The following is a 16,184-nucleotide window of genomic DNA, read 5'->3' on the forward strand; positions in this document are numbered from 1 at the left end:
TCAATATAATTTTCTTTAATCGTTAAAAACAACTTTTTTCATTATAACTAAACTTTTGTATAAAAATTGTGTTACAAACTTTCATATGAAAAAGTAAATTCTTTATCAAAATCAATTTTTACAATTCCACCTTTTTTAAGTTTTCCAAATAATATCTCATCTGTTAAAGGATTTTTTATCTTATCTGAAATAACTCTATTTAATGGTCTTGCACCCATTGCTTTATCATAACCTAGTGTTGCTAACTCTTTTTTCGCTTTTGCACTAATTTCAATTTTTATTTTTTTATCAACTAATTGTTTTTCTAAATCTTCAATAAATTTACCAGCAACTTTTGCAACAATATCCATACTTAATGAATCAAATGTCACAACTGCATCAAGTCTATTTCTAAACTCAGGTGCAAAGAATTTATTTATTGCTTTATTCTCATTTAGTTTTTCATTTTTTGCAAATCCCATCACATTTGCTTCTGTTGCACCGAGATTTGATGTCATAATTAAAACTACATTTTGAAAATCTGCTTTATTTCCACTATTATCTGTAAGTTCAGCATTATCCATAACTTGAAGTAAAATAGACATCAAATCAGGATGAGCTTTTTCAATCTCATCTAATAATAAAACCGTATGAGGATGTTTTCTAATAGCTTCAGTTAAAAGTCCACCTTGTTCAAATCCAACATAACCAGCTGGTGCTCCAATAAGTCTTGAAACAGTATGAGCTTCCATATATTCACTCATATCAAATCTTTCAAAATGAATACCTAATTGAGTTGATAACTCTTTAGCAACTTCTGTTTTTCCAACTCCAGTTGGTCCACTAAATAAGAAACTTCCAATTGGTTTTTTATCAAGTCCAAGACCTGCTTTATTTCTTTTTATTGATTGAACAATAGTTGTAATTGCTTTATCTTGACCAAAAACTCTTTTTTGCATATTTTTTTCTAAAGATTTAAGTAATGTTAAATCTGATTTTGTAGCACTTCTTTCAGGAATATGCGCCATTTTTGCTATTGTTGTTTCTACATCTTTTGAAGTAATAGTTATATTAGTTTCAGATTTTGTTTTTAAACTTGTTGATAAACTAATTTTTTTAGAAGCTCCAACCTCATCAATAACATCAATAGCACAATCAGGTAAAAATCTATCTGTAATATATTTTTTACTTAGTTCAACTGCGCTAGAAATTGCACTTTTTGAATACTTAACTCCATGGTATTCTTCATATTTTGATTTTAAACCTTCTAAAATTAAAATAGAATCTTCAATACTTGGTTCATCAACATCTACTTTTGCAAATCTTCTACTAAGTGCTTTATCTTTTGCAAAATCATTTCTAAATTCACTAAAAGTTGTTGCACCAATACATCTTAATTTTCCATTTGCAAGCATTGGTTTTAAAATATTTGAAGCATCCATCGCACTTCCACCAACACTTCCAGCTCCTACAATTGTATGAATTTCATCTATAAATAAAATTGCATTTTTAATTTTTGATACTTCTTTTAAAAGAGTTTTTAATTTTTTCTCAAAATCTCCTCTATATTTAGTTCCAGCTAACATTGAACCCATATCTAAAGAAAATACTTTTGATTTTAATAAAAACTCTGGAACTTTCTCTTGAGCAATTTGCAAAGCTAATCCTTCTGCAATTGCAGTTTTTCCAACTCCAGGTTCTCCAACTAAAATAGGATTATTTTTCTTTCTTCTACTTAAAATCTCAATTACTCTTGAAACTTCTTTTTCTCTTCCAATAACTGGGTCTATTTCACCTTTTTTTGCTAAGGCAACAAGTTCAGTAGAATTTTTATCTAAAACTTTATTATCATTATCTGTACTATTTTCTGAACTCTCTTCTTCATCATCATTATCTTTATGTGAAATCTCTTCTAGAATATCAACTCTTTGTATTCCTAATTTTTTCAATAAATATGTTGCATAAGAGTTTTCATCTTTTAAAATTGCAACAAACATATCTTCAACATTTGCATTTGTTTTTCCACTACTTTGTGTATGTGAAACCATATATTCAATAGTTGAAGCTAAAGACAATGTTTCCATTGGTTCTTCGTTTATATTTTGTTCAGTTGGAAATCTAGGTGTATTTTCATCAATATATTTTTTTAATTCATCAAAAAGTTTTGATGTATCTACACCTAAATCAATAAAAAGATTTTCTATTGTTTGGTCATGTATTAACATCAAAAAAACGTGTTCAACTGTTAAATATTCATGTTTACTACTTTTTGCATAACCTACAGCTTGTGCAAAAATATTTCTTAATTCTTTACTTATCATTTTTTATTCTTCTTCCATAATAGCTTTTAAAGGAAAGCCTTTTTCTCTAGCCATTGTTTTTACTTGTGCAACTTTTGTTGATGCTATTTCATGAGTATAAGTTCCACATAACTCTTTCCCATTATTGTGAATATTCAACATTATTGTTGAAGCTTCATCTACACTTTTTCTAAATACTTTTACTAATACATCAATTACAAAATCCATTGTAGAAAAATCATCATTTAAAAGATACACATTATATTTTTTTGGCTCTTGTAAATCTAAATCATCATTTAATTCTATTTCTATTTCATTACTCACATCAAACCTTTATTTTGATAAAATTTCTTTTTTATTAAAAAAACGAACTATTATAACAAAAAAGAGAGAATAATGAAAAAAGATGTTAATTATTATTTAAACAAATCTATATTTATAAGTGCTACAAATACTGATGTAGGTAAAACTTATGCCTGTGAAAAATTTTTAAGATTTTTTGCAAATGCTGGTTTAAAAGTTGGTTATTTTAAACCATGTGAAACAGGAGTAATTGATAAACCACTTGATGGTTCAAAAATGTTTGAACTAACAAAAGAGTTAAATAATGATTTTAAAAATGTTACTTTAAATGATGTTGTTCCATATCAATTCAGACTTCCTGCTGCTCCTTATGTAGCTTCAAAAGATACAATTATTGATATAGAACTTTTAAAAGATAAAAAAAAGTATTTACAATCTTTTTGTGATGTGTTAATAATTGAAGGAGCTGGTGGACTTATGGTTCCAATAAAAGAAAATATATTTATGATAGATTTAATAAATATATTTCAAAGTGAGGCTTTTTTGATTACTCCTTCAAAATTAGGTTGTATAAATGACACCCTACTTTCAATTGAAGCTTTAAAAAATAGAAATATTGATTTTGAATTTTTTATAAATTTATTTCAAGATATTGATACATTTGATGAAGTTTCAAAACCATTTTTACTTGACTATTTTGGAGAGTTAAATTTTTTACAAAATCTGTAAAAAATAAAAAAATTGGAAAATTTTTCCAATTTTTTTTTAATTTACGATTTTTTTACTCTTAATTTTTACTAGCTTTTTATCAAAATTTAACATTTTTTATACATAAGTTTAAGTTTTCTTTCCCTTATTATAGGCTTTAGAAGCCATTTTTAAATTCTAAACTTAAATTTATTTACTATTTCAAAAGACATAAAAACAATTCATTTTAAATGGTGTATAACTTTCCCGTTGGTTTTATGTATAATAATATTTTTACAAACATGAAACAAAATAGTATAAAAATCAAATAATGAAAGGTAGATAAAAAATGACTTCTGCAATAGATTTATCTAAATTAACAGCAAATGATGATTTAACACCAATTTTAGGTGGATATTGGCCTGGTATTCAAATTTATTACCCACCAATAAAATTTAATCCATTAGATGGAACATATGAAAGTATGGAACAAGCAAAATTAAGATTACAAAAACATGCTTATAAAACAAAAGCTCATACAGTTTTATTTGACTTAGAAGATGGTTGTAGACAAAAAGCTATGAGTAGAGAATTATTAATTCAAGAATTACCAAAATTTCCTGAAAGAAACTTTCAAATAGCTGTAAGAATAAATCCTTTTAGAACTGAAGAGTATGAAGAAGATTTAAAAATGTTAAAACAAATTCATAAATATATCGACGTTATTGTTTTAGCAAAAGCAGGAGAAGTTTATGGAAGTGCTGAAATCAGAGATTTATCTTCTTGGTTAATTTCTATTGGAAGTAATTTAACAATTCAACCAATTGTTGAACATCCAAAGTCATTACAAATTGCTGATAGATTAATGGATCATTCTACTGTTAAACATATCGTATTTGGTATTCACGATTTTTCAAAAGCAATGGCTTATAAAATCACACCAAAAGGATGGATTGATGAATTAGAAACTTTCTTTAATATGCTTACAATGGAAGCAAGAATTAAAGGTAAAGGAGTTATTGGTGGAGTTGAAGTTATGCTTACACCACATTCATTACCTGATAATTGTGTTGAGAAAAAAGATATTAGAAGATGGTTAGATTTACATGGTGATGAGGCTTCAAGACATGTTTATTCTCATGCTATTAGAGAAAATGCAATGGGATTAACAGGTAAACAAGTTATTACTCCAAACCATATCAATGTTTGTAAAGTTGCATTTACTCCAAGTCCAAATGAAATTGCAAAAGATGTATCTATCTTAAAAGCTGCAATTGAAGCAGATGCACTTTTAAGTGGTGCTATTAGATATGAAGGTGAAATGTTAGATCCACCAATGTTTGGGAAATCTTTACAAAACATCTTAAGAGCTTATGCGTTAAGAAGTTTATCAAAAGAAGATGAATTATTTGCATTATCTGTATTAAACAAAATGCCAATTCATACATTTAAAGAAAACTGGCCATACGGTCAACTGTAATTTCGTAAGGAGATTTATATTATGAGTAATACAATTAAAATAGAAGTACCAGAATTTTTAAATATTGGGGTAGCTTGTACATCAGCACATGTTGGAACAGTAAAAGAAAACAATATTGCGATGATTATTGAAGATGATAAACTAGGAACTGATGAGATAACTTATAAAGAGTTAGCAAAAAAATCTGACCAAGTTTGTAATTTCTTTACAGGAATTGGACTAGAGCCAAGAGATAGAGTATTAGTTTGTTTAAAAAACTCTTTAGCATACCCTATTTCATTTTTTGGAACTATGAAAGCTGGAATTATTGCAGTTCCAACTTCAACACTTTTAAGTGGTAGTGAAGTTAAATATCTTGCTGAAGATTCTCAAGCAAGAGCGATTGTATTAAGTGCTACTATGTATGAAAACTTAGTTCCATATTTAGAAAATTTAGATAATTTAAAAACTATAGTTGTTGCAGGAATTGATAGTGTTGAAAATCTTAAAAAACCAAAAGATATTAATGTTTATTCATTAAATGAAATTTTCAAAAATACAGATGCAACACCAAATCATTATAATTCAAAATCAGGTGAACCTGCGTATTTAGTATATACATCAGGAACAACTGGTTATCCAAAAGGTGTTTTACATTCACATAGATCACTAATTGGAAGAAAACCAGCAACTGATTATTGGTTTGATTTTAAAGAAAATGACAGAATCATGCACTCTGGTAAATTTAACTGGACTTATGTTTTAGGATCAGCACTTATGGATCCATTATTTAATGGTCATACAGTTATTGCATATGAAGGTGCAAATGATGCTTCAACTTGGATTAATTTAATTAAAAAACACCAATGTACAATTTTCATTGGAGTTCCAACAATTTATAGACAAATTATTCAAAAAACAGATTTTACACTTGATGATTGTCCATCATTAAGATATTGTATGTCTGCGGGTGAGCATTTATCAGATGAGATGTTAGGATTATGGAGAGATAGATTTAAGCAAGATATTTATGAGGCAATTGGAATGTCTGAGTGTTCTTACTATATTTCTCACTCTAAATATAATCCAATTAGACCAGGAAGTGCAGGATTCCCACAACCAGGACATATCGTAAAACTTTTAGACCCTGAAACTTTAGAAGAAGTTGGAGTTGAAGAAGAAGGAATGATTTGTATTGGTGAAGATGATCCAGGATTATTCTTAGAATATTGGCAATTAGAAGAAGAGACTGCAAAATCAAGACATGATGGATACTTCTTTACAGGAGATTATGCGAGAAAAGATAAAGATGGATATATCTGGTTTATCGGTAGAAAAGATGATATTATCAATACATTTGGATTTAGAGTATCTCCACATGAAATTGAAAGAGTTGTAAAAACTCATGATGCAGTTGCAGATTGTGTTGCATTTGGACTTGATATTGGAAAAGATAAAACAATAGTTGCAATTGCTGTTATTGGGCATGAAGAATTATCAGCTGAAAAACAAGCAGAAATTTTAGCATTTGCTCAAGCAAATCTTGCAAAATATAAAGCTCCAAAAGAGATTTTTGCAATGCTTGATTATCCAAGAACAAAAAATGGAAAAGTTTTAAGAAAACAACTTGTAAAACAATTACATGAACAATATCATGCAATTGAAACAGGAACAAAAGTTGTTGAATACAAAGCTAGACGTTCTATGTTATTTGTTCCAGCTTACAACAAACACAATGTTGAAAAAGCAAAAACAGTTTTAGCAGATAGTGTAATTTTTGATTTAGAAGCAATTTTACAAGAACAAAGAGAACCAGCTAGACAAACAATAAGAGAAGTTTATAAAGAAAGTGGTGCAAAATTTGGTGAAAGTGAAAGAATTTTAAGAATAAATAATCTTGGAAGTGAAGATGCAACAAAAGATTTAGCATTAGCAAAAGAGATTGAACTTGATGCGTTATTATTTTCAAAAATTCAATCTAAAGAGGATGTTTTAGAAGCAGTAAGATTAATTGAAGAAGTAAACCCTAATTTATCTTTAATGATTATGATTGAAACTCCTTTAGCTGTTTTAAATATACATGAAATTTGTGCAGCAAGCCCTAAAGTTGAAGTTGTTGTTGTTGGTTCAAACAAACTTGCAAATAGACTTCAAATTGATATTAAAAAAGGTTCAAAAGCGATGTTTAATTACTTATCGCAAATTGCACTTGCATCAAAAGCATATGGAAAAACTGTAATTGATGGACCACACTTTGACGTACATGATGAGTTTGCTTGTGAAGATTCAACAAAAGATGCATTTAATCTAGGATTTGATGGTAAATCACTTATTCATCCAGTTCAAATTGAATATATCAATGATATTTTCACTCCAAAACAATCTGAAGTTGAAGATTATGAAGCAATGATTTTAAAATATGAAGAAGCAGCTAAAGAAGGTAAAGAAGTAATTTTACATAATGATAAATTAGTTGATTCTTCAAAAATCAAATGGGCTAAAAAAATGATAACATTGTATGAAACATACAAATCATTAGGTCAAAATTTATTTGGTAAATAAGGAGTTTAATTTGTCTAAAATCAATATGGGTAACTTTTTTGAAGATTTTTCAATTGGTCAAAAAATTGTTCATCCACTTCCAAGAACAATCAGTGAAGGAGATGTATCTTTATACATCGCTTTTACTGGCTCTAGATTTGCGCTACACTCTTCTGATTTAGTAGCAAAGGAAATGGGTTATGAAAAAAGACCACTTGATGATATTTTAATGTTTCACTTAACATTTGGGAAATCTGTTCAAGATATTTCTTTAAATGCTATCGCAAATTTAGGATATGCTGAGATGTCTTTTCCTAATCCTGTATATGTTGGAGATACAGTTTCTATGACTTCAACAGTTATTGGATTAAAAGAGAATTCAAATGGTAAAAGTGGAGTTGTTTATGTTCATTCTATTGGTGTAAATCAAAATGGAGATGAAATATTAAACTTCAAAAGATGGGTTATGGTTCACAAAAAAGACAAAGAAACTTTAAGTGGAATCAATGAAGTACCAACTTTTGCAAAAACAACACCAATTTCGCAAATCAATATTCCAACTATAAAAACTGTTGATACAGATTCAACTGGTGGAAAATATTTCTTTGAAGATTATGAAACGGGTGAAAGATTAGACCATCCAGAGGGAATTACAGTTGATAATAGTGACCATACACTTGCAACTAAGTTATACCAAAACAATGCAAAAGTACATTTCAATGACCATATGATGAAAAGCACACCAATGGGTCAAAGATTAATGTATGGAGGAATCATTATTTCAATGGCAAGAGCTATTTCATTTAATGGTTTACAGAATGCTCAATGGGTATGTGCAATAAACAGTGGAGCTCATGCTAACCCAACGTATGCAGGTGATACTATTTATGCTTATACTGAAGTTTTAGAAAAAATTGAAGTAAATAGAGATGATATTGGATTATTAAGAGTTAGAACTATTGGTTTAAAAAATCAAACTCCTAAAGAGACTCCTAATCCAAAAGGTGAAGATGGTAAATATTTACCAAATGTTGTTTTAGATTTAGATTACACTATTGTAATCCCAAAAAAAATTACAGAAAAAAAATAAAAATTTAATTTTAATAAAAAGGAAAAAATATGACACACCCAAGCGAAGCTTTATTTGAAAATGGTAAATCTTTACCAATTATCCCAACTTGTGAACACTTTGCAGGAAGCGAAAAGCTAATCCTAAAAGGTTTTGAAATGCAAAAAAAATTAGGTCCAGTTTTTGATATTACTTGTGACTGCGAAGATGGTGCTGAAACTGGTAAAGAAGTTGAACATGCTCAAATGATCGTTAGAGTTGTTAATTCTGCTGAAAATCCTTATGCAATGGCTGGAACTAGAATTCATGACCATGGTCACCCAGATTGGAGACAAGATATTGATATTTTAGTTCCAGGAGCAGGTGAGAAATTGGCATATATTACATTACCAAAATCAACTTGTTATGAAGATGCAAAAACTCAAATTGAGTATATTCAAAAAGTGGCTCGTGAAGCTGGAATTAGTAGAGAAATTCCAATTCACGTTTTAATTGAAACGCATGGTGCATTACAAGATGTAGAAAAAATTGCTACATTACCTTGGTTACAAGTTTTAGATTTTGGATTAATGGACTTTGTTTCAGGATACCAAGGAGCAATTCCAGCTATTAATATGAGAAGCCCTGGTCAATTTGATCATAGATTAATTGGTGCTGCAAAAGCTAGAGTTGCACAAGCTGCTATTCAAAATAAAGTTATTCCTTGTCATAATGTAACTTTAGATTTAAAAAATCCATACCAAACTTATAAAGATGCTGAAAGAGCAAGAAATGAGTTCGGATTCATGAGAATGTGGTCAATTTACCCAACTCAAGTTCAAGCTATTGTTGATGCTATGAAACCAGATTTTACTGAGTTAGAAGCTGCACAAAATATCTTAATTAAAGCACAAGATGCTGAGTGGGGACCAATTCAATATGATGGTGAATTACACGACAGAGCAACTTATAGATACTTCTGGGAATTAGTTCAAAGAGCTAAATTTTCAGGTGCAAAATTATTTGATGAAACTGAAAAAAGATTCTTCGCTTAATATTTTAAACATTAGCCCTTTTGGGCTTTTGTTTCTTTTTTAAACAAACAATTTCTACATAAATTTTTTACTATGTCAAAACTAAACACTTTTTATAAATATTCGCTTTTTCAATGGATTAAAAAAGAGTATTTTCATAAGTGCATTGGTATAATAATTGAATTTCTAAGCAAAAAGGAAAAAAATGAGCAAAAAAATTACAGAACAAGATATTATCGACTCAGTTGCTTCTGCCTGTCAATACATTTCGTTTTACCATCCAGAAGATTTCGTAAAAGGAATGGTTGAAGCGTATGAAAAAGAACAATCTGAATCAGCTAAAAATGCAATCGGACAAATTTTAATTAACTCTAAAATGTGTGCAATGGGTCATAGACCGCTTTGTCAAGATACAGGAAGTGTTAATATTTTTGTAAGAGTTGGATTAAAAGCCAACTTAGATATTAAAAAAGAATTAGTTGATTTATTAAATGAAGGTGTTGCAAAAGGTTATACAGATCCTGATAACACTTTAAGATATTCAGTTGTTGCAGATCCAGCAGGGAAAAGAACAAATACAAAAAACAATACTCCAGCAGTTATTCATGTTACTGTTGATAATTCTGATGAATTAGATATTACAGTTGCAGCTAAAGGTGGAGGTTCTGAAAACAAATCTAAATTTACTGTATTAAATCCATCTGATTCAGTTTACGACTGGGTTATGGATAATGTTAGACAAATGGGAGCTGGATGGTGTCCTCCAGGAATCTTAGGAATCGGGATTGGTGGAAATCCAGAAAAAGCAATGCTTTTAGCTAAAGAGTCTTTAATGGATCATGTTGATATTCATGAACTTCAAGCAAGAGGTCCTCAAAATGCTTTAGAAGAATTAAGATTAAAACTTTATGAAGATATTAATAAAGTTGGAATTGGTGCACAAGGTTTAGGAGGATTAACAACTGTTTTAGATGTTAAAATCTTAGATTATCCTTGTCATGCTGCTTCATTACCAGTAGCTATGATTCCAAACTGTGCAGCAACAAGACATATTCACTTTAAATTAAAAGGTGATGGACCAGCTGTATTCAAAAAACCATCTTTAGATTTATGGCCAGATATTAAACTTCCAATGGATACTATAAAAAGAGTTAACATTGCTGATTTAACAAAAGAAAAATTATCTCAATTTAAATCAGGTGATACTTTATTATTATCTGGAAAAATTTTAACTGCACGTGATGCTGCTCATAAAAAAATTGTTGAGTACAAAAATGCGGGAAAACCACTTCCAAATGGTGTTGACTTAAAAGACAGATTCATCTATTATGTAGGACCAGTTGATCCAGTTAGAGATGAAGTAGTGGGACCAGCCGGACCAACAACATCTACAAGAATGGATAAATTTACAAAAGATATGATGGAAATCGGTATCATGGGTATGATTGGTAAAGCTGAAAGAAAACAACCAACAATTGATTTAATTAAAGAATACAAATCTATTTATTTAATTGCAACTGGTGGAGCAGCTTACTTAATTTCTCAATCAATCAAAGGTGCAAAAACTTTAGCATTTGAAGAACTTGGTATGGAAGCAATTTATGAATTTGAAGTTGAAGATATGCCAGTTACTGTTGCTGTTGATACAGAAGGAAATTCTATTCATACAACAGGTCCAGCTAAATGGAGAACTATCTAATTTACAAAAGGCTTTGCCTTTTGTAACACTTTCCTAAAATAATCCTTAGGCTACTAAACTATATTTCTTTTTTGACTTTTTCAAGACAATTTTTATGCTATTGTTCCAACCAAAGAAAATATTATAGGAAATAATATGAATTTATTAGAAGATTTAAAAGACTATTTAGGCTTTGCAGTTGCAGGTAACTTTGCAAATCACTTAGGTGAAGCAGGAGAAGCCGATGAATTTTCTGTAATTGAGACTAAAGAAAAAGATGCACCAAAAGGAATATTCCCTTTTTATATCAAAGGACATAATAGCTTTTTAGGGAATTATCCAATTTGTGATGAAATAATTTTAACTCATGGAAGAGAAAATGATAATTTACAAGTTGAAGCAGAAGTAGCTTTAATATGTGATTTTGTATATGAAAATGATAAAGTAATTGACATTATTCCAAAATATTTTAGTGCTTTTAATGACTGTTCAATAAGAATACAAGATGGAAATAAACTAAGCACTAAAAAAAATTGGGGAACAAATACAAAAGGTATTTCTCAAGATATTATAGCAATTGATAATTTTACTGAAAAAGGAATTTTGAGTAAATATCATATCTCTTCATTTATTAAAAGAGATGGAATTGTTTATGATTATGGAACAACAAGCGCTGTTAAATCATATAGTTATTTTTTCACTCAACTAAAAGATTGGATGATTGAAAAACTAAATACACAAGAAGATTGTGGTCCACTTGAAGAATTGACTCAATTTATGAAAAATGCAAAAGAAGCAAAAGGTATGCTAATTGCGGCAGGAGCTACGGCATATACAGAATTTGGAAAACATAATTTTTTAAAAAAAGGTGATGAAATATTTGTTTATGTTTACAATGCACACGCACATAGTTTTAATGATATTATGAATGATATGTGTGGAATGGATACTTATTTAGGTCAATGTTCAAAACTTCACCAAGTAGTTCAATAAAAGATAGATTTTCTATCTTTTATTTTTTGATTCCACATACAAAATATCATTTAAACTATCAAAAACTTTTACAGTAACCTCTTCGATTTCACTGGCTGTTTTTCTTAGAAGCTGATTCTGTGTTTTTTTAGCATTTTCATTTACATATTGTTGGATTTTTTTATAAACATCCTCATGATTTTGTTTTAAAGTTTTCCATTCATTTGATTTAATAAATGCTTTATTTTCTACTTCACAAGAACTTATCCATTTTCCCATATTTGAAGTTTTAGGATCAACCACTTCACAATTTTCAAATTTATCTAAAATTTTAAAATATCTTTTTTTCAAATTTATATGGTCATTTTTATATTTAGAAAACTCTTTTATCAAAGTTATATTTTCTACCATATCATAATATTTCTCATCAATTTTAGATTGAGATGTAATTTCTAACAATCTACTTGAAAGTTTTGAAACTTCATTTGATAAAATATCTATATTAGATGCTGTTGTAGCATTTTTTTGTGTTGCAGTATCTAATCTTGAAATGGTGTCATTTATTTGAATAATACCTCTTTCTTGTTCTTTACTAAATTGTGTAACATTATCTATAATCTCTTTTGTTTGAGAAATTTTTGATGTAAGATTTTCATAACCTTTTATCATATCATCAGCTATAACTTTTCCCTCATTTGATTTTAAACTTGCACTTTCAACTAAGTTTTTTATCTCTCTTGCAGCATCTGCACTTCTGCTTGCTAAGTTTCTTACTTCAGCTGCAACAACAGCAAACCCTTTTCCAGCTTCACCAGCAGTTGCAGCTTCAACAGCAGCATTTAAAGATAGAATATTTGTTTGAAATGCTATTTGATCAATAACTGTTATAGCTTCATTTATTGCTTTTACTTTTTCATTTATTTCATCCATTGATAAAGAAGTCTCTTTTGCAGCTTTACTTCCAATACTTGAAGCTTCATTTAATTCATCTGCAATTTGAGACATTTTATTCATATTTTCATTATTGTTTTTTATATTCGCTGTTATTTCTTCAAGTGCAGCAGAACTTTGTTCTAAAGAACTTGCTTGTTCAGTCGATGAGATTGCTAATTCATTTGAAGAATTTGTCAAAATTTTTGTATTTTTTTCTAAATTAATTCCAGCATTTGTAATCATAGCAATAAGTTCAGATGAAGATTGTCCTAAAAGAATAGTTGAAGAGCATAATGTTCCGAAATCACCATACATTCCTTTTGTATGAACTTCATCAAGTCTAAATTTATAATCTCCATTACTATAACTATTTAATAAAAGATTTAAACTACTAATTTTTAGTTTAGTTCTATCTAACATTTTATTTATTATTTCAACTAAAGATTCCAATTCTTTTGTTGAAGCTTTTGTTTTTATTGAATATTCAAAGAAACCATTATTAACTTTTTCTATAATATCAGTTATTTCAAGAACAACTTTTTTGTCATTTTCTATGATTTTCTCAATCTTTTCAATTTGAACATTCATATTTTGAGTCATTAAAGCAAACTCGTCTTTTCCTTTTATCTCATTTAGAACAATTTCATCTTTTTCTCTCATTGAATAAGAGAAAAATTCATCTAAATTATCTTGGAATTTATTAATCGATTTTGAGATTTTATTAGTCATAAAAGTAATTACAACAAACAAAATGATAATAATTAGAATTAAAAAAGAGACAAATAAAATCACTTGATTATCCAAATTTGAAACATTTGTATTAATATCATAAATAATATCTTCTACAATTTTGTCTTTTATTTTTTCTAAAGATTCTAATCTTTTAGAAGATGCTTCTTCCCATTTTAAACTGTCTGAACCATAAATATTTTTTGATAAAGTCTCTATTGCTTTTAATGTTTTTAAATCTATTTCTTTTGTTTCATTTAATTCATTATTATCATAAGCTTTTGACATATATGTATCAATCGCAGATTGTATAATATTTAGTAAATCACCCTCTTCCTTATTTACTTCTAATCTTTTATAATCTTTTATAGCTCTTAAAATTTTTGTATGACTTTTTTGAATTTTATTTAAATAGTTTTCTTCTTGATTTATCATATAATCTTTATAAAAATGTATTAAACCTCCATAACCAAAGCCTTCTTTTATTGAAGATATTAAAGTTTCTTTCTCTATTTTTAAACTTATAATCTTTCTAAAATTATCAACTTCTTTAAAACTATTTGTTTCTATCTCTTTTTTATAAAATTCACTTTGTTGTTTTGATAAATTTTTTGTAAATACTTCTAAATATGAGTTTTCAGAAGCAACCAAGGATATAAAATCTTTATATTCACTATTTGAGATATAACTTCTTTCAAAAATATTTTTTACAATATTTTTTTCACTATATGCTTTTTCTATTACATTTATTAAAGAAACATAAGCTTGTGAACTTTTTGATAGTTCTTTACTATTTGAATACATCAATAAATCATCGAAAAATGATATTAAATTTGAACAATTTTTATTATAATAAGTTAACAAATCTTTTGTATCAATTTTTAAATCTAAAGCTTTTTTCCTAATCTCATTTATATTTTTTATATCTTTTTTATATAAATCAATTTTTTCTAATAAATTATTATCATCTTTTATAAGTTTAAAATTTTCTATAAAATCATTTAAAATTTTTAAATTTATATCACTATTTTTTATTTGAACTTCTAATTCATTTTTATTAATTTTTCCATAACTATTTAGATATAAAATTGATAATTCTCTCTCCTTTTGAAGATTTGTCAGTAAGGCTGATAACTTCACTGTAAAATTTACATAACTTGAAGTTCTTGTCATACTATTTTCTTTTTCAATTTTTCCAAAAATCAAAATCGAAGATAAAATAAATATTGCAATTAAGGGTAAAACCAATATCAAAAATATCTTATTTTTCAGCTTTAAGTTATTCATTTTTACTCCAGAATAATGTTTTATGTAATATATTCTTTCTTATTTAAATAAGAGTTTATATGATTATTTCTTGTAACCAAGCTGTAATATTCACGTTATTTTGAAATTATTTTTTATAAAAAAATTATATTAATTTTGATTTTATTATTTACAAAGTTCTTTTTTATATAATTCGAAAAAACAAAAAGGAATACCATGCTAAAAGAATTTAGAGATTTTCTTATAAAAGGAAATGTAGTTGATATGGCAGTTGGTTTTATTTTTGGAGCTGCATTTGCTACATTAATAAAATCACTTGTTACAAATGTGATTATGCCTCCAATTGGATTATTATTAGGAAGAGTTGATTTTTCTCAACTATTTATCTCTTTAGATGGAAATTCATATGCGACACTTGCAGATTTAGAAAAAGCTGGAGCTCCTGCAATAAAATTTGGTCTATTTTTAAATGATACTATCTCTTTTATTATTTTAGGTTTTGTGATGTTTATGTTTATAAAATCATATAATAAATTAAAAAATGAAGAAGTAAAACCAGCACCTACAACAAAAGTTTGTAGTGAATGTGCAATGGAAATTCCAGTTGCTGCAAAAAAATGCGGACACTGTGGAAATACAGCAGTATAAAAAACTAGAAATTAAAAGGCAAAAGCCTTTTAATTATAAATCTACTAAAGCCTTAAATGTTACTCCACATCTACCAATGTTTTCTACATTTATATGATTTCTTTCATTAATTCTATCATCTTCAATGAATTGATATTTTAACTCTAAAACAACAGGTGTAGTATCTCCTGGGATTTTATAAGTATCATAATATTCACAAAACAGTGCACTTTGTGAAGAAGCAATCATTGGAGGAAAACCTTCCATCACATTTTTAACATCAATTTCAAACTCTTTGATTTCGCTTACTTCTTTTCCAAGTGGTGTTGCACATTTTTGAACTTTATCAACATTATCTTTATTTACAAAACAAATAGTTGCTTTTTTTGTTTTTAAAATATTTGCAAGGGAATCTTTTGGAGTTCCATCATCTTTTTTTCCAATTGATACAATCAATAAAGCAGGATTTGAAGAAATAGGAATAAAATATGAAAATGGTGCTGCATTTAATACACCTTCATCTTCTGTAACAATCCAAGCAATAGGTCTTGGAATTACAGTTCCTGACATTATTTTATATCTATTTAAGTCATCAATATTTTTATAATCTAAAATCATTTTTTCCCTT

General features: G+C 27.8%; 12 protein-coding genes. 8 read left to right on the forward strand and 4 right to left on the reverse strand.

Annotation, left to right across the window (positions count from 1 at the left end; translation table 11 throughout):
• Positions 1 to 71 precede the first annotated feature (71 nt).
• Both clpA and ABLL_RS11995 read right to left on the reverse strand, forming a co-directional pair.
• Positions 72 to 2,300, reverse strand: coding sequence for an ATP-dependent Clp protease ATP-binding subunit ClpA (gene clpA / locus ABLL_RS11990; RefSeq protein ID WP_014475059.1), 2,229 nt, complete (start codon positions 2,298 to 2,300; stop codon positions 72 to 74).
• A 3-nt stretch (positions 2,301 to 2,303) separates the two neighbouring features.
• Entirely contained in the window at positions 2,304 to 2,603 is a 300-nt protein-coding gene (locus tag ABLL_RS11995) for an ATP-dependent Clp protease adaptor ClpS (protein WP_014475060.1), read from the reverse strand.
• 72 nt (positions 2,604 to 2,675) lie between these two features.
• Between ABLL_RS11995 and bioD the strand changes: the two genes are divergently transcribed.
• The 7 genes from bioD to ABLL_RS12030 all read left to right on the forward strand — a co-directional run bounded on the left by bioD (position 2,676) and on the right by ABLL_RS12030 (position 12,022).
• Positions 2,676 to 3,311, forward strand: a complete 636-nt coding sequence (gene bioD / locus ABLL_RS12000; protein WP_014475061.1) for a dethiobiotin synthase — start codon at positions 2,676 to 2,678, stop codon at positions 3,309 to 3,311.
• 307 nt (positions 3,312 to 3,618) lie between these two features.
• Positions 3,619 to 4,749, forward strand: a complete 1,131-nt coding sequence (locus tag ABLL_RS12005) for a CoA ester lyase (protein WP_014475062.1) — start codon at positions 3,619 to 3,621, stop codon at positions 4,747 to 4,749.
• Positions 4,750 to 4,770: 21 nt separating this feature from the next.
• A complete protein-coding gene (locus ABLL_RS12010) occupies positions 4,771 to 7,290 on the forward strand; it encodes an aldolase/citrate lyase family protein (RefSeq protein WP_014475063.1) in 2,520 nt (839 codons plus the stop codon).
• 10 nt (positions 7,291 to 7,300) lie between these two features.
• The gene (locus tag ABLL_RS12015; RefSeq protein WP_014475064.1) at positions 7,301 to 8,359 is read left to right on the forward strand and encodes a MaoC family dehydratase; all 1,059 of its coding nucleotides are present in this window, start codon (positions 7,301 to 7,303) and stop codon (positions 8,357 to 8,359) included.
• A gap of 29 nt (positions 8,360 to 8,388) precedes the next feature.
• Positions 8,389 to 9,372, forward strand: coding sequence for a CoA ester lyase (locus ABLL_RS12020; protein WP_014475065.1), 984 nt, complete (start codon positions 8,389 to 8,391; stop codon positions 9,370 to 9,372).
• 184 nt (positions 9,373 to 9,556) lie between these two features.
• Positions 9,557 to 11,050, forward strand: a complete 1,494-nt coding sequence (locus ABLL_RS12025; RefSeq protein ID WP_014475066.1) for a fumarate hydratase — start codon at positions 9,557 to 9,559, stop codon at positions 11,048 to 11,050.
• A gap of 135 nt (positions 11,051 to 11,185) precedes the next feature.
• On the forward strand, positions 11,186 to 12,022 hold the full coding sequence (locus ABLL_RS12030; RefSeq protein WP_014475067.1) for a DUF5718 family protein: 837 nt from the start codon (positions 11,186 to 11,188) through the stop codon (positions 12,020 to 12,022).
• 12 nt (positions 12,023 to 12,034) lie between these two features.
• Here ABLL_RS12030 and ABLL_RS12035 read toward each other — a convergent pair whose 3' ends face one another.
• Complete coding sequence (locus ABLL_RS12035; protein WP_041654892.1) at positions 12,035 to 14,950, reverse strand: methyl-accepting chemotaxis protein; 2,916 nt, start codon at positions 14,948 to 14,950, stop codon at positions 12,035 to 12,037.
• 195 nt (positions 14,951 to 15,145) lie between these two features.
• Here ABLL_RS12035 and mscL point away from each other — a divergent pair, with 195 nt between their 5' ends.
• Positions 15,146 to 15,577: a large conductance mechanosensitive channel protein MscL gene (gene mscL, locus ABLL_RS12040; protein ID WP_014475069.1), complete on the forward strand. Its 432-nt coding sequence runs from the start codon at positions 15,146 to 15,148 to the stop codon at positions 15,575 to 15,577.
• A 33-nt stretch (positions 15,578 to 15,610) separates the two neighbouring features.
• Here the strand turns inward: mscL and ABLL_RS12045 are convergent, their stop codons facing one another.
• Entirely contained in the window at positions 15,611 to 16,174 is a 564-nt protein-coding gene (locus tag ABLL_RS12045) for a flavin reductase family protein (protein WP_014475070.1), read from the reverse strand.
• Positions 16,175 to 16,184: the final 10 nt, after the last annotated feature.

Origin of the sequence: Arcobacter sp. L, from assembly GCF_000284235.1 — a bacterium.
GTDB lineage: Bacteria > Campylobacterota > Campylobacteria > Campylobacterales > Arcobacteraceae > Aliarcobacter > Aliarcobacter defluvii.

What these genes read in the sequence shown, in the direction of transcription:
- clpA (WP_014475059.1), bottom strand. Translation starts at nt 2,300, where the DNA reads ATGATAAGTAAAGAATTAAGAAATATTTTTGCACAAGCTGTAGGTTAT.
- bioD (WP_014475061.1), top strand. Translation starts at nt 2,676, where the DNA reads ATGAAAAAAGATGTTAATTATTATTTAAACAAATCTATATTTATAAGT.
- ABLL_RS12005 (WP_014475062.1), top strand. Translation starts at nt 3,619, where the DNA reads ATGACTTCTGCAATAGATTTATCTAAATTAACAGCAAATGATGATTTA.
- ABLL_RS12010 (WP_014475063.1), top strand. Translation starts at nt 4,771, where the DNA reads ATGAGTAATACAATTAAAATAGAAGTACCAGAATTTTTAAATATTGGG.
- ABLL_RS12020 (WP_014475065.1), top strand. Translation starts at nt 8,389, where the DNA reads ATGACACACCCAAGCGAAGCTTTATTTGAAAATGGTAAATCTTTACCA.
- ABLL_RS12025 (WP_014475066.1), top strand. Translation starts at nt 9,557, where the DNA reads ATGAGCAAAAAAATTACAGAACAAGATATTATCGACTCAGTTGCTTCT.
- ABLL_RS12030 (WP_014475067.1), top strand. Translation starts at nt 11,186, where the DNA reads ATGAATTTATTAGAAGATTTAAAAGACTATTTAGGCTTTGCAGTTGCA.
- ABLL_RS12035 (WP_041654892.1), bottom strand. Translation starts at nt 14,950, where the DNA reads ATGAATAACTTAAAGCTGAAAAATAAGATATTTTTGATATTGGTTTTA.
- mscL (WP_014475069.1), top strand. Translation starts at nt 15,146, where the DNA reads ATGCTAAAAGAATTTAGAGATTTTCTTATAAAAGGAAATGTAGTTGAT.
- ABLL_RS12045 (WP_014475070.1), bottom strand. Translation starts at nt 16,174, where the DNA reads ATGATTTTAGATTATAAAAATATTGATGACTTAAATAGATATAAAATA.